This window comes from Lysinibacillus sp. UBA6686 (genome assembly GCF_002455205.1).
Lineage (GTDB): Bacteria > Bacillota > Bacilli > Bacillales_A > Planococcaceae > Lysinibacillus > Lysinibacillus pakistanensis.
The window spans coordinates 33,600-57,344 of sequence record NZ_DKJS01000036.1; the positions used below are offsets into that span (position 1 = coordinate 33,600).

Annotated in this window: 19 protein-coding genes and 1 pseudogene; 10 read left to right on the plus strand and 10 right to left on the minus strand. The window is 36.3% G+C overall.

The window, feature by feature from the left end; genetic code table 11:
• Nucleotides 1–60 precede the first annotated feature (60 nt).
• Nucleotides 61–1,557 (plus strand): alanine/glycine:cation symporter family protein, encoded by a 1,497-nt coding sequence (locus B2R82_RS08860; RefSeq protein WP_286924511.1) that lies wholly within the window; start codon nt 61–63, stop codon nt 1,555–1,557.
• 123 nt (nt 1,558–1,680) lie between these two features.
• On the opposite strand, the gene B2R82_RS08865 is transcribed toward B2R82_RS08860, so the two are convergent.
• The 4 genes from B2R82_RS08865 to B2R82_RS08880 form a co-directional block, all read right to left on the minus strand.
• Nucleotides 1,681–2,637, minus strand: coding sequence for a methyl-accepting chemotaxis protein (locus B2R82_RS08865; RefSeq protein WP_286924512.1), 957 nt, complete (start codon nt 2,635–2,637; stop codon nt 1,681–1,683).
• Nucleotides 2,638–2,774: 137 nt separating this feature from the next.
• Nucleotides 2,775–3,959 carry an NAD(P)/FAD-dependent oxidoreductase gene (locus B2R82_RS08870; protein WP_283870443.1) on the minus strand — a complete coding sequence of 395 codons (1,185 nt, stop codon included), beginning with the start codon at nt 3,957–3,959 and terminating at the stop codon, nt 2,775–2,777.
• Nucleotides 3,960–4,004: 45 nt separating this feature from the next.
• Nucleotides 4,005–4,433, minus strand: coding sequence for a DUF1641 domain-containing protein (locus B2R82_RS08875; RefSeq protein ID WP_205446557.1), 429 nt, complete (start codon nt 4,431–4,433; stop codon nt 4,005–4,007).
• A gap of 784 nt (nt 4,434–5,217) precedes the next feature.
• Nucleotides 5,218–5,841: a TetR/AcrR family transcriptional regulator gene (locus B2R82_RS08880; RefSeq protein WP_286924513.1), complete on the minus strand. Its 624-nt coding sequence runs from the start codon at nt 5,839–5,841 to the stop codon at nt 5,218–5,220.
• Between the two features lie 123 nt (nt 5,842–5,964).
• On the opposite strand from B2R82_RS08880, the gene B2R82_RS08885 reads away from it, so the two are divergent.
• A complete protein-coding gene (locus B2R82_RS08885; protein ID WP_286924514.1) occupies nt 5,965–8,151 on the plus strand; it encodes an MMPL family transporter in 2,187 nt (728 codons plus the stop codon).
• A 108-nt stretch (nt 8,152–8,259) separates the two neighbouring features.
• Here B2R82_RS08885 and B2R82_RS08890 read toward each other — a convergent pair whose 3' ends face one another.
• Complete coding sequence (locus B2R82_RS08890) at nt 8,260–9,774, minus strand: DHA2 family efflux MFS transporter permease subunit (RefSeq protein ID WP_286924515.1); 1,515 nt, start codon at nt 9,772–9,774, stop codon at nt 8,260–8,262.
• 155 nt (nt 9,775–9,929) lie between these two features.
• On the opposite strand from B2R82_RS08890, the gene B2R82_RS08895 reads away from it, so the two are divergent.
• On the plus strand, nt 9,930–10,835 hold the full coding sequence (locus B2R82_RS08895) for a TetR/AcrR family transcriptional regulator (RefSeq protein ID WP_286924516.1): 906 nt from the start codon (nt 9,930–9,932) through the stop codon (nt 10,833–10,835).
• Nucleotides 10,836–10,880: 45 nt separating this feature from the next.
• Here the strand turns inward: B2R82_RS08895 and B2R82_RS08900 are convergent, their stop codons facing one another.
• Together B2R82_RS08900 and B2R82_RS08905 are read right to left on the minus strand one after the other, a co-directional pair.
• Nucleotides 10,881–12,530 (minus strand): sensor histidine kinase, encoded by a 1,650-nt coding sequence (locus B2R82_RS08900; protein WP_286924517.1) that lies wholly within the window; start codon nt 12,528–12,530, stop codon nt 10,881–10,883.
• Nucleotides 12,527–13,228, minus strand: coding sequence for a response regulator transcription factor (locus tag B2R82_RS08905; protein ID WP_283870436.1), 702 nt, complete (start codon nt 13,226–13,228; stop codon nt 12,527–12,529). The genes B2R82_RS08900 and B2R82_RS08905 overlap by 4 nt, the downstream gene beginning before the upstream one ends.
• Before the next feature lie 103 nt (nt 13,229–13,331).
• Here B2R82_RS08905 and B2R82_RS08910 point away from each other — a divergent pair, with 103 nt between their 5' ends.
• The 3 genes from B2R82_RS08910 to B2R82_RS08920 all read left to right on the plus strand — a co-directional run bounded on the left by B2R82_RS08910 (nt 13,332) and on the right by B2R82_RS08920 (nt 15,666).
• On the plus strand, nt 13,332–14,495 hold the full coding sequence (locus B2R82_RS08910; RefSeq protein ID WP_286924518.1) for a DUF418 domain-containing protein: 1,164 nt from the start codon (nt 13,332–13,334) through the stop codon (nt 14,493–14,495).
• Between the two features lie 180 nt (nt 14,496–14,675).
• Entirely contained in the window at nt 14,676–15,230 is a 555-nt protein-coding gene (locus B2R82_RS08915; RefSeq protein ID WP_286924519.1) for a DUF1273 domain-containing protein, read from the plus strand.
• Between the two features lie 121 nt (nt 15,231–15,351).
• A complete protein-coding gene (locus B2R82_RS08920; protein ID WP_283870433.1) occupies nt 15,352–15,666 on the plus strand; it encodes a hypothetical protein in 315 nt (104 codons plus the stop codon).
• Nucleotides 15,667–15,750: 84 nt separating this feature from the next.
• On the opposite strand, the gene B2R82_RS08925 is transcribed toward B2R82_RS08920, so the two are convergent.
• From B2R82_RS08925 to B2R82_RS08935, 3 genes are all read right to left on the minus strand, one after another.
• Nucleotides 15,751–17,145, minus strand: coding sequence for an L-cystine transporter (locus tag B2R82_RS08925; protein WP_286924520.1), 1,395 nt, complete (start codon nt 17,143–17,145; stop codon nt 15,751–15,753).
• 527 nt (nt 17,146–17,672) lie between these two features.
• Entirely contained in the window at nt 17,673–18,629 is a 957-nt protein-coding gene (locus B2R82_RS08930) for a GGDEF domain-containing protein (protein WP_286924521.1), read from the minus strand.
• Nucleotides 18,607–19,488: an EAL domain-containing protein gene (locus B2R82_RS08935; RefSeq protein ID WP_286924522.1), complete on the minus strand. Its 882-nt coding sequence runs from the start codon at nt 19,486–19,488 to the stop codon at nt 18,607–18,609. Before B2R82_RS08935 ends, B2R82_RS08930 begins: the two co-directional genes overlap by 23 nt.
• Before the next feature lie 321 nt (nt 19,489–19,809).
• Between B2R82_RS08935 and B2R82_RS08940 the strand changes: the two genes are divergently transcribed.
• From B2R82_RS08940 to B2R82_RS08955, 4 genes and pseudogenes are all read left to right on the plus strand, one after another.
• Nucleotides 19,810–19,995, plus strand: a complete 186-nt coding sequence (locus tag B2R82_RS08940; protein WP_283870429.1) for a hypothetical protein — start codon at nt 19,810–19,812, stop codon at nt 19,993–19,995.
• Nucleotides 19,940–21,410, plus strand: a pseudogene (locus tag B2R82_RS08945) (amidase). The gene B2R82_RS08940 and the pseudogene B2R82_RS08945 overlap by 56 nt, the downstream one beginning before the upstream one ends.
• Nucleotides 21,411–21,567: 157 nt before the next feature.
• Nucleotides 21,568–22,725 carry a PucR family transcriptional regulator gene (locus B2R82_RS08950; protein ID WP_286924523.1) on the plus strand — a complete coding sequence of 386 codons (1,158 nt, stop codon included), beginning with the start codon at nt 21,568–21,570 and terminating at the stop codon, nt 22,723–22,725.
• 106 nt (nt 22,726–22,831) lie between these two features.
• Nucleotides 22,832–23,713, plus strand: coding sequence for a DMT family transporter (locus tag B2R82_RS08955; protein ID WP_286924524.1), 882 nt, complete (start codon nt 22,832–22,834; stop codon nt 23,711–23,713).
• The last annotated feature ends 32 nt before the right edge of the window (nt 23,714–23,745 follow it).

A 23,745-nucleotide genomic window follows, 5' to 3' on the forward strand; every position in this document is an offset into this window, starting at 1 on the left:
TTTCCACTTTCTCCAATTTGAATTGTTACCTATTTATCTGAGTAGAAATGAGGTTATTATATGGATTTTGCCACTTTAACAGGGAAAATAGCAGGAATCATCTGGAGTAATGCTTTAGTTTTTCTTTGTTTAGGAGCTGGCGTTTACTTCTCGCTTCTTATGAAGTTTCCCCAGCTACGTCTTTTTAAAGATATGATTACACAATTGTTTGATAGAAATAATTCAGCTAATGGCGTTTCATCTTTTCAAAGCTTTGCTATGGCATTAGGTGGACGTGTTGGTATTGGGAATATCGCAGGGGTAGCTACAGCTATTTATTTCGGAGGACCTGGAGCTATATTTTGGATGTGGGTCATTGCCTTTTTAGGAGCTGGAGCTGCCTATATTGAATCAGCTTTAGCACAAGTTTGGAAACAAGAAATTGCGGGAGAATATCGTGGAGGACCAGCCTACTATATCGAAAAGGGGCTAAAAAACAAGCCATTTGCTATACTTTTTGCCATCGCTACTATTTTAGCAACTGGTTTTACTGGCTCTGGTGTCCAAGCCTTTAATATTGCAGATTCTACAAAAAATGCATTCGGTATTTCACCAATAATCACTGGTATTATTGTTTCTGCAATATTTGGATTTGCTATTTTTGGCGGTATTAAAAGAGTTGGTAAAGTTGCTGAGTATGCTGTACCGTTTATGGCAACTGCTTATATCCTTCTTGCATTCGTCATTTTATTTATCAATATCAAAGAAGTACCTGCTATATTTGCTTTAATTTTTAGCTCTGCCTTTAATTTAAATGCTGCATTCGGGGCCGTGTTTGGGAATGCAATTATGTGGGGAGTAAAAAGAGGTGCTTATTCAAATGAGGCAGGTCAAGGTACAGGAGCACAAGCAGCCGGTACCGCAGAGGTATCTCATCCTGCCAAACAAGGGCTTGTTCAAGCATTCTCTGTCTATGTAGATACATTACTTGTTTGTACAGCAACAGCCATTATGATTATCTCCACAGGTAGTTACAATATTGCCCATCCTAACGGTGGATTTATAGTCGAGAATCTTCCAGGAGTTGAAGCTGGTACTGCTTTCGCTCAAGAGGCAATCAACTCATTTATCCCTGGCTTAGGAAGCCCGTTTGTAGCTATCGCTGTATTTTTCTTTGCGATTACTACTATGCTTGCTTTTGGGGTATATACGGAAAGTAATGTTGCTTACTTATTTAAAAACAATAAAAACTTTCCGACTATTGCAGTTGTTGTAAAAGTATTATTGGTTATTTCCATCTTTTTTGGAACTATTCGTTCATCCTCAACTGCTTGGAATCTTGCGGATATTGGTGTAGGTACTCTTGCTTGGTTAAACTTAATTGCTATTATCCTCTTAACAAAGCCAGGTATTGCTACGTTAAGAGATTATGAAGAACAAAAGAAGATGGGCCTTGATCCAGTCTTTATTCCAGAAAGATGCGGTATTAAAGATGCAGAATTATGGACTGAAATTACTGAAAAGAACTATCCAGATCAATTAGCTGCATTAAAAGAAAAAGTTGGCGATTTTAAATAATCAAATGAACCCTGTAGTAGACACTTTAGAAGGAGCTCTGCAGGGTACTTTCTTTTTTAAAATCTCCTTAAAAATTTTAGAGTGGTTTCAAGAGTTAAACATATCTTCATTTACGAAGTTTTATTATTTACTTTCGGTTGGAAAATGTTTCACTTGCTCTACTGCTTCTAATAATTTTTTTGTCACGATTTCGGACTCATCGATATGGCTTATTAGAACACGATTTGTTTCATCGAATAAGGCAGTTGTCGTCTTAAATTTATGCATAACATCTTCGTTTGATAGTTTTTGATCTTTAATGGAGCCTAGTAGCTCATTAATCCCAGTTTGAACATTGGTCATAATTTGTAGTAATTGATCAATTTTTACTGAGGTTTTAGTGCTTTTATCAATTCCTTCCGTTACTAGCTGCATATTATTTTTATTATCCTCGTAAGCAAGTCCAATTTGCTCCTCAATTTTCTTTGTTAAATTTGCAATATCCTCTGTGCTAGTCTTCGTGCTTTCAGCTAATTTGCGAACTTCCTCAGCAACAACTGAAAAGCCTTTACCATGCTCTCCTGCTCTTGCTGCCTCAATAGATGCATTCAGAGCTAGTAAATTGGTTTGATTTGAAATTTCCCCAATAACATTTACAATTTCTGCAATTTGTTTTGATCGCTCACTTAAATTAGTCATGCTTAAAGATGTTTTTTGAGATTGCTCTCCTAATGCATCAATAAGCTGTTCTACTTCATGGACAGCCTGCTTGCTTTCTACTGATAATGTCATCATTTGGTTGGAGGAAGAAATTAATAAATTACCCTTATCTAGTGCGTTTTCAGAAATTTTATTTGATTGAATTGTGCTAACCTCAACTTTATTAAATTCTCCAACAATATCAGTAACCATTTCTCCTAAAATGGCATGCTGATTATTTACCTTATTATGTTGTTCAATAGTTTCAATGATATCCTTATGTAATAGATTTAAAAATAGTTGAAATTCATTATCTTTTTTATCCAGCGTCTCATTCAATTCATCAATTTTCTTTTTAAATTGCTCAACATCCTCTTCTTTTGATCGAAATATCGTGAACATCGTCCTATCACCCCATGAAAAATTTCCTATCTCCTTGATTTTATCCATTTTCTTATGATTAATCAATGATATCCCAGTATTTTACACATAAAAAAAATCCCCTTAAACACAAATTGCATTTAAGGAGATTCCTTATTTTAATATGCTAAACCGAATAAAGCTTTAATATGAGTTAAATAACGAATGTTAGAAGCTTCTTTCATTAATGTTGCTGGAAGACCTTTAAGCTCTGTGTTGCTAGCACCAATCGTCGCAACAGCATCTTTACGACCTAAGCTTGCAAGTGTACCAGAGTTTACAGCAGAGAATGATTTCATTTCTTGGTTTTTGTATTGTGCGAATACGTTGTAGCCAGCACATTCACCCATTTGCCATGCAACTTGAGCAGTTGGAGCGTACAGTGGACGACCACCATCAGCTGGTAATGCAACAGATGCGTCACCAATAACAAATACATCTTCGTGAGATGTAGATTGTAAGAATTCATTGATTGTTGCTTTACCGCGATCTGCTGCAAGACCTGATTCGCCTACGATTGGAAGTGGTGCTACCCCACCAGTCCAAACAAGCGTGTTTGCAACGATTGGTTCACGGTCTTTAAGAGAAATAACATTACCATCTACACCTGTTACAGGCGTACCTGTAATAAATTCTACTCCGCGTTTTGTTAAGCTTTCAGTAGCGCGTTGGATAAGTGTATCTGGAAGTACTGGTAAGATTTTTGGACCAGCTTCAACAAGTTTAATTTTAAGATCAGCAAAGTTAACACCGTGTTTGGCAGCGATTTTCGGGAAGTTGTCCACGATTTCACCAACAAGTTCAACACCTGTTAAACCGCCTCCACCGATAACGATTGTTGCATCTGCTTCATCTTTAGATTGTGCATATGCTTTAATACGGTCTTCAATATGTCTGTTAATTTTATTGGCATCATTTACAGATTTAAGTACCATTGAGTTTTCTTCTAATCCAGGGATACCGAAGAATCCAGTTTGGCTACCTAAAGATACCACAAGTGTATCGTAAGTTAATGTATAGCCTGTATCTAGGTCTACTTTTTTAGTGTCTACATTGAATTTTGTTACTTTCGCAATTTGTAGATCAATGTCTAACCCTTTAAAGATTTTTTTAAGTGGTAATGCAACAGCACCTTCAGCAATTGTACCACCAGCTAAACGGTGAAGTTCAGTGATGATTTGGTGTGTTGGGAATTGGTTTACTACAGTAATTTTAGCTTCATCAGCTGATAGATACTTACGTGCTGTTAATGCAGTTAGAACGCCAGCGTAACCAGCACCTAAGATGACGATTTCTTTTGACATGATTAATTAATCCTCCGTCCTTACGAATTGAATTTACCTTGAGTCTTATTTAGCTTTGCGTTCTGAGCTTACTTGTAAGAAAGCATTAACAAAACGGAAAACATTTTGAACTTGAGGGTCTTTTAACATTTTCACAAGACCGAATAAACCAATTACTTCATGGCTTTCAGATGCACGGTCTTTTGCTTCAATTGCAGTTGCTGCAAGGTTTTTTGCAGAGCCTACTACAGGACCAGCCATTTCTGTTACTGCTCCCACTGTATCGTTTTTAAGCACTTCGTCTGTTGCAACAGCTTGAGCAAACTCGTATGATTTCGTTAATAATGTCATCATTTCAGTTAACTTTGGTAATTGCTCAACTAAAGTTGTAAGAGATTCTTGAACTTCAGGCTTTAATAATTGATCTAGGACATCTAATTGTTCTTTACTCACAGTTACTTGCTCAGCCTGTGTTTGGTTATTCGTTTCTGACATGTTGAACTCTCCTTTGCCATCACTAATACTTTTTTTTATTACTTACATGTAAAAAAGACCATTAAGGTAAAACTTAACAGTCGTTACAGCGTATATCTTCCACATTCACCAGTCACAAGGGCTGGATAGCAATTCGTATGACTTGTTATTACAGTGTTAACTTCAATCCGCAAAAAGCGCATCATAATTCCATCCTTATCTTATCTTGGTGACATTACAACCTTCATTATAAGACTGTTTGTCCATTATTTCAATGAGCTAAATCACAATTTCGACAATCTTTTCAAAATTCATTGTTTTGGTCAACTATTAACTGTTTAACTATAATAAATTTGGCTCTTCACCATAACTTATGGTTGACTTCCGCTCCGCCAGTGTGCTTTCCAGGGGGCGTCCGATGAGCCGCTTCACTGCTCGCTCCAGGGTCTCATCCAGGACGCTTAATCCCCTAGGAGTCACACTGGCTCCGCTCCAGTCAATTACTATTACAATTAAAAATGTCAACCACATCTTTTGATGATGACCCATAAATTTTCCAAATTAGCAAAATTAAGAATCGTCGTTTTTTGTCGTTCATCCTTTTGTCCCCCACTTTTTGGAAGCAGATAAACAGCGACTTGATGTTCCTTATTAAGGTCATCATTCGCCTATTGGGGTCTTGCTCTGCGTGAAAGCGAAACGTTAGCGACAAAGCGATAGTCTGGAACGAAAATCTCTTTCATTTTGACTTTTGATTTTTTAGGACATTACCGGATAATACCTTTCGAAAGGAGTTTAAAGGGGCTTATTCATTATTATGAACAGATTGCCAAAAGAAAGTGGTCACTTCTTTAGCAGTTTCTTGTACTGTGTTAAACAATCGCTTTCCTTCCCCATCTTTGAAATATCCAATGGACATCATCGCCATAAACGTATGTGCAAAGAAGGTAGCATTTCCTTTACGTATTGTCCCCTTCTCCATCTCTAGCTGCATGGCTTGTTCAATTGTTTGATATATTTTATTTTCTGAGATATGTACTTCCTTTAACTGAGATTCCGATAAATTAATGGATGCCTCTCTCATAAAGTTTTTCATATCAATATCTACAGTAGCAGATAAGTGAACTTCAACAAGTTGTTCTAGTCGTTCTTTAAAGAGGCTTGGCTGCTCTAAAATATGTAGAATAGCTAGTCTAATCCTATCCATCATTGCAATTAATGCAGATGTATATAGATCGCCTTTAGTTGGGTAATAATAATAGACTGTTGCCTTTGTCACGTTACAAGCTTTTGCTACATCATCCATCGAAATATTTTTGTAGCCCTCTTTTATAAAAAGTCTTGTGGCCGTTTCAAGGACAATATCTTTTGTTGGTTTTGCATTTTCATTATGGCGAGGTCTTCCGAGAACACGCGGCGATTGTTTCATCATATCGCCTCCTTTTAAAGCATTATTTTTAAACATAGTATAACATATTAGTATTTCGTAATTGATTAATTAACCTACTAGTATATATAATTAATAATACTCATATGGAATGGAGGTCTTCTTGTGAAAAAACATCCACTCGAGCAATGGGGCTCGATGGTAGCAAGTAAAAAGGGACGCATTTTAACTCTTGTCTTTTGGGTTTTACTTGTTACTGCACTATCCTTTGCTTGGCCACAAATCAATAGCATTGAAAGTGAATCAGGTAAAAATCTACCTAGTACAGAAATGTCAGAACAAGCCGCTGCTATTATTGCAGAACAATTTCCTAATGAAGCAGGTACACCTTTATTACTTGTTTGGCACCGAGAAAATGGTCTAACTACTGATGATTTTGGTGTTATCCAAAAGATTTATGGAGAGCTAACAGATAAACCTTTAGCTCACCAAACACTGATTCCACCTTATGATCAAATGCCTACACAAGCCATTGCTGCATCCGCATCTGAAAACAGCACAACCATTGTTACTCCTGTTTTCTTTGAGAAAGGGCTAGCAACTGATGTTTTGCAAGAGAGTTTAAATGCATTAACGAAAACAATGGATGAATATAATGTCCAATCAACAAAGGACTTGGCCAGTGATGCACTTCATGTCCGTTATTCTGGACCAGTTGGCATTGCAACAGACGCCGTCAGCCTTTTCTCAAAAGCTGATACAAAATTATTAATGGCGACTGTACTCCTTGTTTTAGTGCTATTAATTATTATTTACCGTTCACCACTATTAGCTGTTATTCCTTTAATCGTCGTTGGTCTTGCTTATGGTGTCATCAGTCCGACACTGGGCTTCTTTGCTGATCAGGGATGGATTGCTAAGGATTCGCAGGCTGTTTCTATTATGACCGTATTACTCTTTGGTGCAGGTACAGACTATTGTCTATTTTTAATCTCAAAGTACCGCGAAATTCTCTTTGAGGTTGAGGATAAATCAACTGCTATGAAGCTTGCTGTAAGGGAATCTGGCGGCGCAATCTTGATGAGTGCCTTAACTGTTGTGATTGGACTAGCTACTCTTAGTCTTGCCCATTACGGTGCATTTCAACGCTTTGCAGTTCCATTTAGCTTTGGCATACTTGTAATGGGAATTGCGGCACTTGTTGTCCTACCAGCAATTCTTGTCTTAATCGGTCGCGTAGCATTCTTCCCATTCGTACCTAGAACAGAGGACATGGCTCAAAGGAAAGGCAAAAAACAAAACAAGCCTTCCCATAAAACAAGTCATAAAATCGGGCATTTCGTGACACATAAACCATGGATTGTGATTGTAGCAACTTTATTATTATTAGGTGGTTTAACCGTATTTGTGCCACGCATTCAATATACATTTGATTTATTATCTTCCTTCCCAGAGGATATGCCGTCACGTGAAGGCTTTACTTTAATAGAAGAAAATTTCTCCCCTGGTGAATTAGCACCTATACAGCTAGTCATTGACACTAACGGAAAAGATATTAACTTACAACAGCAATTAGCATCTATCTCTTATATTGATAGTGTTTCAAATGTTCAAATTGGAGAAAAGAATAATCATATACAATTGTATGAACTGACTTTAAATTTAAACCCTTATGCTAAGGAGGCATTAGCACATATTCCAGAGCTGAAAGCAGAAGTTGGAAAAATGCTTGAAACTGAAGGCATTAAGGAGGCAGATCAGCATCTATGGATTGGCGGCGAGACAGCTAGTCAATATAATACGCAGCAAATTACTGTAAGGGATGAAACAGTTATTATGCCAACGATGATTGCCTTGATTGCTCTATTATTATTTATCTATCTTCGTTCCCTTACAGCGACAGTTTATTTATTAGCCACTGTTATTATTTCCTATTTCGGTGCACTTGGGGCTGGCTGGCTTATTTTACATCATGTTATGGGGGCTGAAGCCATTTCAGGAGCTATTCCACTATATGCCTTTGTCTTTTTAGTAGCACTTGGAGAAGATTATAATATCTTTATGATTTCAGAGATATGGAAAAAACGTAAGACTTCAGATCATTTAACTGCAGTAGAAGAGGGTGTTGTTAGAACAGGCAGTGTCATTACATCTGCTGGGCTAATCTTAGCCGGAACATTTGCAGTACTTGCAACATTACCAATTCAAGTATTAGTGCAGTTTGGTGTTGTTACAGCAATTGGCGTACTTCTAGATACATTCATTGTGCGTCCTTTACTAGTTCCAGCGATCACTACCGTTCTGGGTAAATATGCTTTTTGGCCAGGGGCATTATTTAAAAAAGATATTTAATATCAACCCGTTTTGTATTCACTATTGTGTCTACAAAAACGGGTTATTTTTATTCCTACTACAAAGAAAAAACCTGCCAGTATAGAATTTTTTCTGGCAGGTTATAAATTATTTAGTTGGTTTTTTCAAATCCATATGTGCAGCTGTACTTTCAATTTTTACACGTTTTAAGAAGAATGCAAGGACAAAGGCAATTACTGTAACACAAGCTGCTATAAAGAATGAGTGTGTAATCCCATCCAATAAGGCATTTTGCATAATTTGGTCCTGCATTTGCTGCATTTGTTCAGGTGTTGGAGCTACTCCTGATTGCGCTGCATTCGCTTTAGCTTCTGCAATTAAATCCTGGGTTGTAGCTTTTGTACGGTTATTCATAAACGTAACCATTACAGCACTACCAATTGCTCCTGCCACTTGCTGTACAGTATTATTAATGGCTGTACCATGGGGGTTCATCATTTGTGGTAATTGATTTAAACCATTTGTCATAATTGGCATCATAACCATTGACATACCGAACATACGAATTGTGTACATAGACACGATAAATGTATAGCTTGAATCTAATTCTAATTTTGTTAACCCGAATGTTGCAGCTGTTGTAATAGCTAACCCGATAATTGCTAGGATACGCGGTCCGAATTTATCAAAAAGTTTCCCTGTAATCGGCGACATAATCCCCATTACAAGTGCTCCTGGAAGCATCATTAGGCCTGCTTTAAATGGATCAATTCCACGAATCGATTGTACATAAGCAGGAGTTAAAATCATACCAGAGAACATAGCCATTGACACGATAATTGAGATAGCTGAACCCAATGCAAACATTGGATATTTATAAATACGTAAATTTAGCAAAGGTTGATCCATGCGTAGCTGTTTAAAGATAAATATTAGTAAAGCAATAGATCCAACTGAAATTGGGCCATATACCCAAGGACTTGACCAGCCCTTATCCCCTGCAGTACTGAAACCATATAAAATACCACCGAATGCGATTGTTGATAATAGGACTGAAAGTAGATCTAAATGAACCTTACGTGTCTCCATCACGTTCTCTAATTTCCAAATACCAAACAACAAACTAATAACAGCAAACGGAATAATCATTTGGAATAGCATTCGCCAATCATGGTGCTCAACAATATATCCTGATAATGTAGGACCTATTGCTGGCGCAGAAATCATTACTAGACCGAAGATTCCCATTGCTGCACCGCGTTTTTCTTTCGGAAAACTAATCAGCATTACATTCATTAAAAGCGGGGACATACTTGAAGCACCAGCTGCTTGCACCATACGACCTGCTAATAATATTTCGAAGTTAGGTGCAAAGCCAGCCATAATTGTACCAATTGTAAAGACTGACATCGCTGCAATAAACAAATGTCTATTTTTAAAGCGTGTAACGAAGAACGCTGAAGCTGGCACTAGAATACCACTTACTAGCATATAACCTGTTGCGAGCCATTGTACCTTTGAATACGTTATACCAAAATCATTCATGATTGTTGGTAAAGCAACATTTAACAATGTGTTATTTAGAAAAGCAACAAATGCCCCCACAAATAAAATCGAAATCATTCCATATGGGGGCTTTTTCATTGTTTGCTCACTTTCCATATAAATCCCTCAATTCTTTCTTGTTTTTCGATAAAACTTATTTTATACTCGCAGTCTACTTTTTTCAAGAATTAAGTCTATAAAAATTTTAAACGTTGATAAATAAGCATTTTAGCTATAGAATAAGAGTATAATATTGATAAAAAGGTGAGGTTATGAATAAAAGAAAAAGACAAATTATTTCTGCAGCTAGAGACTTATTTATTGAAAAAGGATTCGTTGATACATCCATTAACGACATCATCGGTGCAGCTAAAATTTCAAAGGGCACTTTTTATAATCATTTTGCTTCTAAAAATGAATGCTTAATTGCCATATTGGATGAGGGGCGTGAGGAAGCTAGTAATCGTCGTCATGAGCTTCTATACGGGAAAGATCCTACCGATCTAGAAGTCTTAACTCAGCAAGTAGCAGTACTTATGTATGTCAATCGTGAGCATAATTTAATCCAAATCTTTGAGTCTATATTCCATTCTCGGGATAATGAACTTAAAAAAATCATTATAAATTATCACTTACAAGAGCTGGAGTGGCTTGCAAATCGACTTGTTCAAGTATTTGGAGAAGAAATTAGTCCAATAAGCTATGAATGTGCCGTGCAAACACTTGGTATGATTAACCTGACATTGCGAGCTGTTTTAATTGCTGATTATAAATATATAAATCGCGAGGCCATTGTACGTGTAGCATTACGCAATATTAGCGTAATTATACCTGCTATGCTTGAATCAAAAGAAATCATTGTCAGTGTTGAAATGATTAACACCATCCAAAATGTTGTGAATTATAAAGCAGTTAATAAAGACACAGTTATTGAGCAATTAAGAGGCTTTAAAAAGGGTTTATCTAAGAATGAAACAGTGGAAGGCTTAGAATACGTGGAATTTTTATTAGAGGAACTACAGCGTGAAAAACCAAAGCTTTTTATCATTGAATCACTTCTTACACCTTTCCGTAAAGCTTTCGTTGGAACGGAGCACGTAGCAGAAGCACGCGATATTGCCAATAGCCTTTGGCGATATGTAAAAGTTGAGCAGCCATCTGAGAGATGCAAAAAATAAAGCAAAGGGTAGTACAAAGTGAATCATCACCTGTACTACCCTTCTTTATAATGATTGACATTGAAATGTTAAAACAAAAACTGTGCCATCCGAGTCTGTTCGAACGCTGATCGATCCATTATGCAGATCAATTAATTGTTTCGTAATAGCTAGTCCCAATCCTGTACCAGTAGTATCATCCGTAGTATTAGTACCTCTATAATATCGTTCAAATAAATTATCTAACTCTTCCTGTGGTATGCCAGGTCCTTGATCAGTGATTGTCATTACTACAGATTTATTGATTTGCTGTGCATCTACCATTACTTTGGTGCCTTTAGGTGTATATTTTTTCGCATTGGTAATCAAATTATCTAAAATTCGTTTTAACAAAAGCTCATCAGCTTCCAACATAACATCTCCATATACATTTACAGATACTTGCTCATCCACGAACTTTGGTAGCCACGAAGCAAGTGGTATCAATACTTTTTCAAGTTGAATGGCTTTATTTTTTAATTGATACGTATAGGTTAAATCCTGAATAAGTGCATCCATATACGTTGCTTTTTCCTGCATTGTACTTGCAAAAATACGCATTTCCTCCATTGACCAATTATAGTCTTCTGAAGCAAGCATAGTGGAGTAGCCATAAATTGAGCTAAGAGGTGTTTTTAAATCATGTGATAGCCCTGTAATCCACTCTTCGCGTAATTGCTCTGCTTGTTTAATTTGCCGTTCATTAAAAGAAAGTCGTTCTGATAAATGGTTGAGAGATTCATCCACAGGTTGAAATAATTTAAATTTCTTTTTTAGCTTCCCTGTCTTCTGATGATGAATATTCTTGTCACTTACCTCACTATAATCAAACTGAGTAAGTCGGTCGATTCGAGATAATACATAAACAAGTGGTCGTACAAATTGACGAGAAATGCTTATCGATAAAAATATTACACCAATTAACAAGATAATGTGCCCTCCAAAAAAGGTGGAGATAAATAACAGCATTGCTTTATTAAATGGCTCCTCAAATGGCTTATACGATGGATTTGGCATGCGCACAACCAGTGTTGAACCATTTTCTAAAGCTGCACTCTGTATTAACTCAGCATGCTCAAAAATATCGTATTTTTCTTCTAGCAACTGTGGCTTATGGAGTTTTTTATAACGCTCTCCAATGACTTCTACACGGTCCCATTGCTCATTATAGATTTCAATAGATGCCTTTTTATCCTGAATACGTTGAAGTAGCTCTGACGGTATCTCTCCTTTTTCTTCCCAACCTTGAAGTGAATCCTCAATAATTGACTGAACAGGTGATATTGGCAGAAATAATAAATAATAGCCAGGAATCTCCCATGTATGCATACCTAGTCTCTTAAGATTCAATACCTCACTATCCGTCATTCCACATAGCTCACATATGTCTCCTGTGTAATCAACAATGTTCATGGATTGATCAAATAAGTATAATTGTCCTGCATTCTCATTCGCTCTCTTCACTAAATAATCAGCAATTTTAATAGATGCTCCCTTTTCTACAACAGCATCATCTTTAATTTCGTAGGAGGTCATTACATGAATATTATCGCCCACTCGTTTATTGATAAAGATCCCGAAGGACACCAAACTAATGACAAAGCCTGAGATAATTAACAAATAAAAAACAATGAAATAAGATACAAAGCGAAGTGTTAATTTTCTGGCTGGCTTCATGAAAGAGCATCTCCGACAAGTTTATAACCAATGCCTCTTACAGTTATAATGCAAGTTGGTTTACCTGGATTCTTTTCTATTTTTTCTCGCAGTTTTCGAATATGCACCATTACAGTATTATCATCAAATAAGCAATCGCCCCATACACGCTCATAAATTTGCTCCTTAGATAATACCTGCCCAGTATTTTCACATAAATATTTTAATAAATGAAATAAACGCCCACTAATAATTTCCTTTGTCCCATCTACGATTATCTCTGCTGCATCGATATTAAATGTAAATCGACTACATACAAAAAGATGGTTTTGTGATACATCCTTCTTTTTAAGATAGCGTCCAAGCTGTACCTTCACCCTCGCTACCAGCTCAAGTGGATTAAATGGCTTTGTAATATAATCATCTGCTCCATTCATAAACCCCCGAAGCTTATCAGCATCACTACCCTTGGCAGTTAAAAAGAATACAGGCGCATCGCTACGCTCACGAATTAAATTCGCCATTTCTATCCCATTTCCATCTGGTAGCATTATATCTAATAAATAAAAATCAAAGGCTTTCATCTCTAAGTTCTTTTTCGCTTCTTCTACAGTGCTACATAATGTAATGTTTGAAAATCCATCTTTCCCCAATATAATTTCAATCATTTCCGCAATAGCACGTTCATCCTCTAACACTAAAATTGATGCATCTTGCATTCTACCACCTACTTTTAAGATTACTTTAAGGCTGTCATTATTTAGCCATAAGCTTTACTAAGTACACTATGTATAAGATAACCAATTAAGGAGATAAAACGCAATGACAACAAACCGTGTAACCTTCATTGATACAATGCGTGGCTTTAGTTTATTTGGCATCTTAATGGCGAATTTACTGATTTTCCAATTTGGCATGTATGGTAAAGATGAGCTTCAACATCTTTCAAACATCGATAATGGTGCTTTATATTTCGTTAAAATCTTCATCGAAGGATCATTCATGCCTATTTTTACAATTTTATTTGGCTTCTCTCTTATTAAAATGATTGAATCCATTCGTAAAAGAAAAAATAAAAGTCGCTGGTCCATTTTACGTCGTGCCACTGGGCTTATTGCACTTGGCTGGCTTCATTCAACATTGTTATGGGAAGGAGATATACTTTTATCCTATGGCTGTATGACTCTATTTTTACTCCCTTTTATTAACCGTAAGCCAAAAACGCTTTTTATTTGGGCTGGGATTCTTTTTGTACTGACAACCGCTTTAACATTCGGTCACATGGATCCAACTAAAAAGGAACAAAAAGAATTAGAGACTTACATCGAGCAAGCCGATCATGTGTATGCAAATGGAAGTTATTTAGATATTTATGATTTCCGAGCAAATACTTTACCTCCTGGAATGGATGATCCTTCCTATATTTTCATCATCATTATATTTGCACCTATCTTCTATGCTCCTTTGTTCCTACTTGGTATGGGATTCGCTAAAAAGCAAGCATTTGTGAATATGGAGGACGAGAAAAAATGGTATAAACTAGGTGCATTACTTGTTCCGATTGGACTAGCTTGTAAAAGTTTTAGTTATATTGAAAATAATTTCTCGAATCTTTTAGCTATGGGAGGCTCACAGCTTTTAGCAATTGGCTATGTCTGCCTAGCAGCACTATTATTTAAATCACGTCCTGTTCAATTGCTCTCCCCTGCCTTTGAAAGTGTTGGTAAATTATCACTTACTAATTATCTTATGCAAACCATTATTTGTACAACAATCTTTTACGGATATGGTCTAGGATTATATAGCAAGTTGGGCGTTCTTGGCGGCATTGTATTCGGGATTATAGTTTATAGCTTGCAATGCGCGTTTAGCATTGCCTATTTAAAGAAATTTAAGCGCGGACCATTCGAAGCTGTACTCCGAGCATGGACAAATTGGTCATGGAATGGACAGATTAAAAAGAAAGGACAGGTAACCCATGAATAGTGACACCAAAGAGGACTTTACAGACACATGGTGGTTTTTAGGCATCTGTGCTGTTGTAGCTGTAGTCCTAACACTATTTGCATTTTAACTTTTTATAACGACTGTAAAGCATAAAGGAATTCGTCTTCTATTGCCTCCTACTGTATACTATTACTACTATACAGATTAGGGGGCATTTTATTGTTACAACGACTCATTATCACTGGCTATAAGCCTCATGAACTCGGAATTTTCAATGACAAGCATCCAGGTATAGCCATTATTAAAAAAGCGCTTGAAACCCGTCTACGTATACTAATGGATGAAGGATTAGAGTGGATTATCATTAGTGGACAGCCCGGTGTAGAAACTTGGGGAGCTGAAATTGTCTTGCTATTAAAAAAAGAATTCCCTCATTTAAAATATGCTGTTATTACTCCCTTCCTTGAGCAGGAGAAAAATTGGCAGGACCATAAAAAGGAAAAATATCAAGCCTTACTAGGTCAAGCAGATTTTGTGACGAGTGTTACGAAAAAGCCATATGAGGCTCCCTGGCAATTTATCGAGAAGGATAAATTTATCATTCAAAACACAGATGGTCTGCTCCTTGTTTATGATGAAGAAAACGAGGGCTCCCCAAAATATATGAAGCGTCTAGCAGAAAAATATATGGACACTCACGACTACACACTTATAACAATTAATGCCTACGACTTACAGGTAATAGCTGAGGAAATAGCGCAGCAAGATTGGTAGAAAAATATTGATATAATTTTCTGACAATTATATACTTAATTATAAGGTTAACTCATTAAAATAACCATCTTTGAATTTCATCTAGTCATGTTGCTAATATCCTAAAAGGAGCTGTTGACATTTGAATAAAAAAATCGAAATGATTCTTGAGCCTTCCCCAGTCAATGTTTCCCATGATACGTATCGCAGAGAATGCAAATATACGCGCGGAATTCATATTGAAGAGCAAGAGTTTAAAGCTATTTTGGATACAATGTGCCACGATTCACGCTTGTATTTTGATTTTCATAATCCACGCAAGGAAATTATAAAGGGAACATATTTAAATGGTCACTCCGGGTTAGCACGCAATATATACGATTATTATAAAACCAATTATGCCATTGAACTTAGCGAACTAATTAATGGTAAGGATTTTTATGTCAAAATAATTTAAATGCCCAATTATTAAAAACAATGGCTATTCACAAGCAGTTAAAAAGGAGCTACTCTCAATAGAGAATAGCTCCTTCTTAATTTTTTATAGGTCTGATACTTGGGCACCTAATTCTTTATTATTGTACATGTCTGTGTCCAATTCTTTGGTTACACGTGCAGTTGTTACACCCGCTGTCATAGAACCACTTACATTTAGTGCCGTACGACCCATGTCGATTAATGGCTCAACAGAGATTAAAATACCTGCAAGCGCAACTGGTAAATCAAGAGCTGATAAGACTAGAATTGCTGCAAATGTTGCACCTCCACCAACACCAGCTACACCAAATGAACTAATTGCCACTACTGCAATCACAGTAATGATGAACACTGGATCAAGTGGATTAATGCCAACAGTAGGCGCAATCATGATGGCTAACATCGCAGGATAGACACCGGCACAACCATTTTGACCAATCGATAAACCAAATGAACCTGAGAAGTTCGCAATTCCCTCTGGTACACCTAGACGGCCAGTTTGCGTTTTAATGTTCATTGGCAAAGTACCAGCACTTGAACGTGATGTAAATGCAAATAATAGTGTTTCTGCAGATTTTTTCAAATACGTAAATGGATTTAAACCACTTAAAGTTAAGATTAATAAGTGTACTATTAACACAATAAATAGTGCTGCATAGGATGCAATGACAAATTTACCTAAATTATAAATTGCCCCAAAATCAGATGTTGCTACTGTACGTGCCATAATGGCAAGGATACCGTATGGTGTTAAACGTAAAACGATTGTTACAACACCCATTACTAATGCATAGATGGCATCTAGACCCTTCTTAATCGTTGCACCCATCGCTTCATCCTTACGTGCTACACGTAAATAGGCAAAGCCTAGGAATGCTGAAAAAATTACGACAGCAATCGTAGATGTTGAACGAGCTCCCGTTAAATCAAGGAATGGGTTTGCTGGGAACAGCTCAATAATTTGCGTTGGTAAATCTGGTGCAGCTAATCCGGAAGTTTTTTCTTCGATATATGCACCACGCTCAGTTTCTGCATCACCTTGCATAATTTGTGATGCATCTAAATCAAATACAGTTGCTGATAAAATACCTACTGCTGCTGATACAGCCGTCGTACCAATTAAAATGGCTAAAATGAGTGCAGCCATTTTACCAAAATTTTTACCCACCTTCATTTTTGTAAAGGCGATTAAAATTGAAATAAACACTAATGGCATAGCAACCATTTGTAGTAATTTCACATAACCCGTACCGATAATATTGTACCAAGAAGTCGTTTTAGCCAATACCTCAGAATCGATACCATAAATTAAGTGAAGTCCAAGACCAAGTGCAATTCCTAGACCTAAACCTGTAAAAACACGATTTGAAAACTTAACGTGTTTTTTGTTCATAAAATATAAAATTCCAACGAACACGAGCAAAACGGCTACGTTAAGAATTATTTGTAATGTAGACAATGGAAATCCTCCTAAGATGCTTAATTAAGATGTAAATCGAATTATATACCCATAATCCCTATAATTCAAGTATGTTTTATTAAGATTAATAATTTCCTAAAATGAAAGTGATTCCTTGTCTTTGATTATGCCCCAAACACGAAATATAATAAATTTAGTTTAACGTTAAATCTTTTTACTTTGAGAAAGAAGTTCTTTATATAGAAAATACAAGATAAAGTAGTGATTATGACTGGTAATGGTGTAGTAATAGGAAAGAAATATAAAATGTAATACATTCAATTTGAATTGAACAAAATAAATGTTGTTTTTACAGAAAGTCCTTCATGGCCAAATTCTTTATAATTACGAACCCAGCTTCGCACAGACAGAGCTATCCGATAGATCATATTTTTGAGTAAGTAAGTGGTATCCTAGATTACCCTCTAAATACTCTTTTATCATCTTTAATTTCTTCGCTATATTTTGCCATACAAAAACACTCCAAAAGTTAGTTTGTTAGCTCTAACTTTTGGAGTGCAGACCCATTAATGAATGAGGTAGGGTTCTTTTTTGTATTCATTAATTAAATAACAGCTTCCTGAAATCTTTTTGCATTGTTTTTTTACACGCGTCACAGCATCTGACAATTGCTCGACAGAGGTGAATTGTTGATTTTGATTGGTAATCACCGCGATTGATAGAGATGTACATCTAAAGGGCTCTAGCTTCCCCATTCTATTATGAAATTGTAATGAAGCTAAATCCTCTGGGTTATAAAAGTCTAGAATTTGAGCATCGAACTCATTTATAATTTTTTCGCAAATAGGAAGGGTATCAAAATGAGGGAGAATTGCGACAAAATCATCTCCTCCAATATGCCCTAAAAAATCTTCTACACCAACGATATTTCTTTTCAAAATATCTGTTAAATATAGTAGGATTTTATCTCCTTTATTAAAACCGTACGTGTCATTATAGGTTTTAAAATGGTCTAAATCGAAATAGATTAAGCTATACTGTGGTAATAACAACGCTTCTTCTAGTTTTTCATCAATCAATTTATTACCTGGAAGGCTACTTAATGGATTTAAGAAGCTTGCAATAGCTACTTGGGTATCTACAAGCTTTAGTAATAGTTCGCGAATGCTAACTACCCCAACATATATACCATTTCGTGTAACTATAACATCATCATATAAATCTTCTGGAGGTCTACTCATTGCAACTGTGCTAACTTCAGTAATAGGTGCATGATGTTCTACCATTAAAGGATTGTCCTTAATAACAAGCTGGTTTTGACGTCCCATAAATAAATTATAGCCATAACGTGTACCAATTTTTTGATAGAAATGTGTGCGTGTAATATGCCCAATTGGTCTCTCATCTCTGACAACAACAACACTGCGCAACGATAGATTATTAGTAAACAGTAAATCCACCTCTCTGTTTTTCACAAATTCATCAATACAAGGAACCGTTTCAATGACTTCCCCTATCTTCATGGTCACCCATCCTTATTTCCCCCAAATGTATTTCCTTTGCGGGCTTTCCTATCGCATATCCTTGGGCATAATGAATACCTATTTTATGCAAATATTCAAGCTCCTCTTGCCGCTCTATACCCTCTGCAATAATTTTTGTTTCTACCTGCTCTGCATATCCCATCAACAATGTCACAAGCTGTTGCTGTTCACTATTTTGATCGATAAATTGAATTAAAGAGCGGTCTAGCTTAATAAATTCGGGCTTTAAATAAATAAGTGTTTTTAGGCTGTTATAGCCTGAACCCATATCATCCACTGCAATTCTATAGCCCTGTGATCGATAATGTGATAACACACGTTCAAACTCTACAAAATCTACCACTGCACTACGCTCTGTAAGCTCAAATACAACCTGCTGCGGTTTAATTCCCAACTCCTTTAACAATTGCAAGGTTTCACCACTATGATATTTCTTATCTAGTAGTACATTCGGATGTATATTTAGAAAAACTAAAAAATCTCTATTTATCAAATCTTCGGGTAATCTCTCTTTAAAACGCTGCAATGAAAGGTTACGACAAAAGCATTCAAATAAAAAAACACAGTCAGTCTGTCCAACGAATTCATAAAACTGATCGACATTTGAAAACAGTTGAGAAGGCTCTGGACGATTTAGCGCTTCAAACCCTAAAGTCTGCATAGTCTGAATATCAACAATTGGTTGAAAATAAGTATGTAAAGCATTTTCTTGAATAATTTGCTTTAATATCTTTAAACGTTTTATAAACAATGTATTGTTTTGATGCTGCTCGTATAGATGCTTCAAATAAGAAAATACATTATTATTTTTTATGCTTTGTCTCACAACAGACTCCATTCTTGCACCTCTTAAATTGGTTATTATGATCTATTGTACCCCTTTATTGTAAATGTACTGTGAAGAGGATGTAAAAAGAGGTAGCCCAAGACTAGATTTCTATCAAACAAACTCATTGCTCTCTTAAAAGTAAGCTTTTTTAATTATTTTTAACCATAGTACATTTTTAGCAATATACAAACTATTCAAATATAATTTTGATATATTTCATAATTAGTGTATGCTTGTAATAATAGTATTTTATTAACTTTTATAAAAATTTGTTCTTAGTAGGGAAACCTATTTAGATAAAAACTTTTTTTCCAAGGGAGGATCCTGTTAATGAGCTTGTCTATTCAACAAATATTGGAGAACAAAGGAATTACACCAAAATCTGAACACCTTGAACAATTAAAAATACGGTGGGAAGGCATGCAGTCGCTTCGAGGTAATTTAGAGGGAATCGCTATCGATGACGCTGATATTGCTATCCGTAATCTCCCTGGAGGTGATCATATTGACAACTGATTTACATTTAAAGTCTGTTGAAGAGCTGGCACCTTTACTGGAGGCTAAAAAACTTTCTCCCGTGGAATTGACGAAATCAATCTTAGATTTTGCAGAAGAAAGTCAGCCAAAGATTAACGCATTTATGGCATTTTACCGTGAAGAGGCCTTAGCACAGGCACAAATTGTAGAAAAAGAGATTTTAAACGGACAATACCGTGGAATGTACCATGGAATTCCAATGGCTTTAAAAGATAATCTGTATTTTAAAGATAAAATTACAACGATGTCTTCCAAGATTCATAAAGATTTTGTATCAGGCTATGACGCGACTGTCGTAGAAAAGCTTCGTGATGCTGGTGTGATTTTCACAGGAAAATTAAGCATGCATGAATATGCTTGGGGGATTACTAATAATAACCCTCATTATGGACCTGTTCGCAACCCATGGAACTTAGAGAAGATTCCAGGTGGCTCTAGTGGTGGATCTGGTGCAGCTGTAGCTGCAGGAGCTAGTGTTGCCTCATTAGGTACTGATACTGCTGGCTCTATTCGAATTCCTTCATCAGCCTGTGGAATTGTTGGCTTAAAGCCTACTCATGGACGTGTAAGTAAGTATGGCTGCTACCCGCTTGCCTGGAGCTTAGATCATATTGGACCTATGACTAAGACAGTCAAAGATGCAGCAGGTCTGCTTGAAATTATCGCCGGTTTTGACCATAGAGACCCTACTTGTGTAGATGTCAAAACTGAGAGTTACAGCCAGCAAATCACAGGCGATGTAAAAGGTTTAGTTATTGGCATCAACGAAGATTATTTCTTTAATCGCGTTGATTCAGATGTAGAAAAGGCTGTACGAGCAAGTATCCAAAGCTTAGTGGATCAGGGTGCAAAAGTTGAAACTGTTCGTATCCCTTCCCTGCAATATGCTGAATGGGCTGAGCTGGTTACTTCCCTTTCAGAGGCTGCAGCCATCCATCATTCAGATTTACAAAGCAGACCACAGGATTTTGGTGATGATATTCGTCTGTTATTTGAGCTAGGTGAATTACCATCTGCAGTGGATTACTTGCAGGCTCAGCAAGTGCGTCGACAAATTAAACAAGAGTTTTCACAAATATTTAATCAGGTTGATGTATTAATATCACCTACATTGCCTGTAGTAGCTAGTACTATCGGTGATAATTTTGCCACTTTAAATGGTGAAAAGGTTGATTTAATTGACAATATNNAATATCATTCGTTTTACAGGCCCAAGTAACTTAACAGGATTACCTGCCCTTTCCGTCCCTTGTGGCTTTAAAGACAATTTACCAGTAGGCCTACAAATCATAGGGCCAGCCTTTAAAGAAGGTCTTATTCTGAATGTTGGCTATGCCATTGAGCAAACAAATCCACTGAAAAATAAAAAGCCTAATATTTTTGCAAACCTTTAAGCATTAAATATTTTACTAGAAATCTGCTGATTGTAATCGTCAGCAGATTTTTTTCGTTGAAATCTGTGATTCATCAATTCTAATAGAATTTTATTGACAATTACTTTTATAATAAGTAGTAGAAGCTCAATCTCAAGAAAGGTTGCTTGATATCCTTATGAACGTGGAGAACTTTTTACAACTACCTATTACAAAAGCTTTTACAGTCGTTGCTGGTCGCAATGGATTACATAAATCAGTTCAAAATGTTGAAATTCTAGACTTTGAATTTTCACCTGATATTCAAACTGTGCGTGACACAATTTTCACACCAAATAGTGTTGTGTTAAGCAGCTTATTATTTGCTAAGCAGCAGCCAGAATATTTATTGAATGCAGTGAAAAATCTTATTGAGCTCGGGGCAAGTGCTTTAGCTTATAAGCCTGTAATCTATGAAGATTTACCAGAGGAAGTTTTAATGTATGCGGATAAAAACAATTTCCCAATATTACGATTTGGGGGAGATGAATTTTTCGAAAAAATCATTTTAGAAACGATGGCCTATGCAAAAACACAGGATTATTCATTTTTTTTAGAGACGATGATGAGACGTCTTATCGAGGAGGATGTCCCTGATGAACAAATCAAGTCCTTTTTACAGCAAATCAATAAGCCCTTTGATAAATATGTATTTGTCGCAAATATTCAAATACAAGAATATGTCGAAAGTCAATGGATGCAACCCCTATTTCAATTAGAGCCCCTAATGAAATCTGGGATGATTTGTTCTTATAAACAGAGTCTCTTTGTTCTATTTACACATTCATCTGAGCAGTTTCAATTTGAAAAATTTCTAAATGAATGGTTAGGGATGTATGCCATTTCAACTGAATCGTTAACCTTTGGCTATAGCAGTTGTCATGTAGCTCAATCGGAACTAGCCATTGCTGTTCGTGAGGCTTACTATGCACGCATCATGGCTGAAATCGAAGCAATTCCTCATCTTCAGTACCAAACCCTTGCATCAGACGGTTTGTTAATTGAATTACATCGTAAGGACGCTAAATTTGCTATGGACTATGTGAATAGCTATCTAGGCCCCATACTTGAGGAAAAGGCTGATCCAGATTTAATTAAAACCGCCGTTACCTATATTACAAAAAAAGGGAATATCAAAGAAGTGGCGGTTGCTCATTTTTGCCACCCAAACACTATTCGCTATCGAATGGCAAAAATTCGTCAGCTATTAGCACCTATGGAGAATGAGTATGTTTTCTATGAACGTCTGGCAGCAGCCGTTAAATTGTACTTATTACATAGCAAAATGAATAATTAATTAGCAGCTTTGGAATAAGTACAAAGAAACGCCTGAAAATTTAGAATTAAAATCAAAATAATTTCCTTCCTCTCATGCTATTCTAGTAAAGTTAGGAGGAAGATAGATGAAACAATATATGGCTGACGGTATGCTTTTAGTTACGGCTATCGTTTGGGGTAGCGGATTTGTTATAACAGCTATCGCTTTAGAATATTTAACAGCTTATCAAGTAATGGCAGGGAGATTTTTATTAGCCGCCATTATACTAACCATTATATTTGGCTATAGATTAAAAAAAGCTTCAAAATCAGTAATTTGGAAAGGGATTATATTAGGCACCATATTGTACATTGCCTTTGCTCTTCAGACTGTTGGTTTACAATATACGACCCCATCTAAAAATGCCTTTTTAACAGCAGTCAATGTTATAGTTGTTCCATTAATCGCATATGCCGTCTACAAACGTCGTATAGATGGCTATGAAATTATTGGTTCAATTATGGCTATTGTCGGAATCGGTTTTTTATCACTACAGGGCTCATTGACAATGAATATAGGAGACGCACTTTCCTTAGCATGTGCTGTTGCATTCGCCTTTGATATTTTCTGTACAAACCTCTTTGTCCAAAAGGAAGATGCCATAGCCCTAACAATTATTCAATTTATCACAGCATCATTATTAGGTATTCTGGTTGTAGTCAGTCAAGGTGACATCCCTACTACGCTTGAAAAAGAAGCTATTTATTCTATTATATACTTAGCTATTTTTTCAACTACCCTTGCCTATCTATTTCAAAATGTAGCTAATCAATATACTTCTGCTACAAAGGCTGCAATTATCTTGTCGACAGAATCTTTCTTCGGTATGGTATTGTCAGTCATATTCTTACATGAGGTATTAACAGGTCGCATGGTTGTAGGTGCGATACTAATTTTGCTTGCTATATTAATTGCGGAGGTCAAACCCGCTCATCCCAAAAAAAGAATGATGAAAAGCTCTCGCTAGTACTTTAAATAGTTTCAGTCTTACTGAAGCTA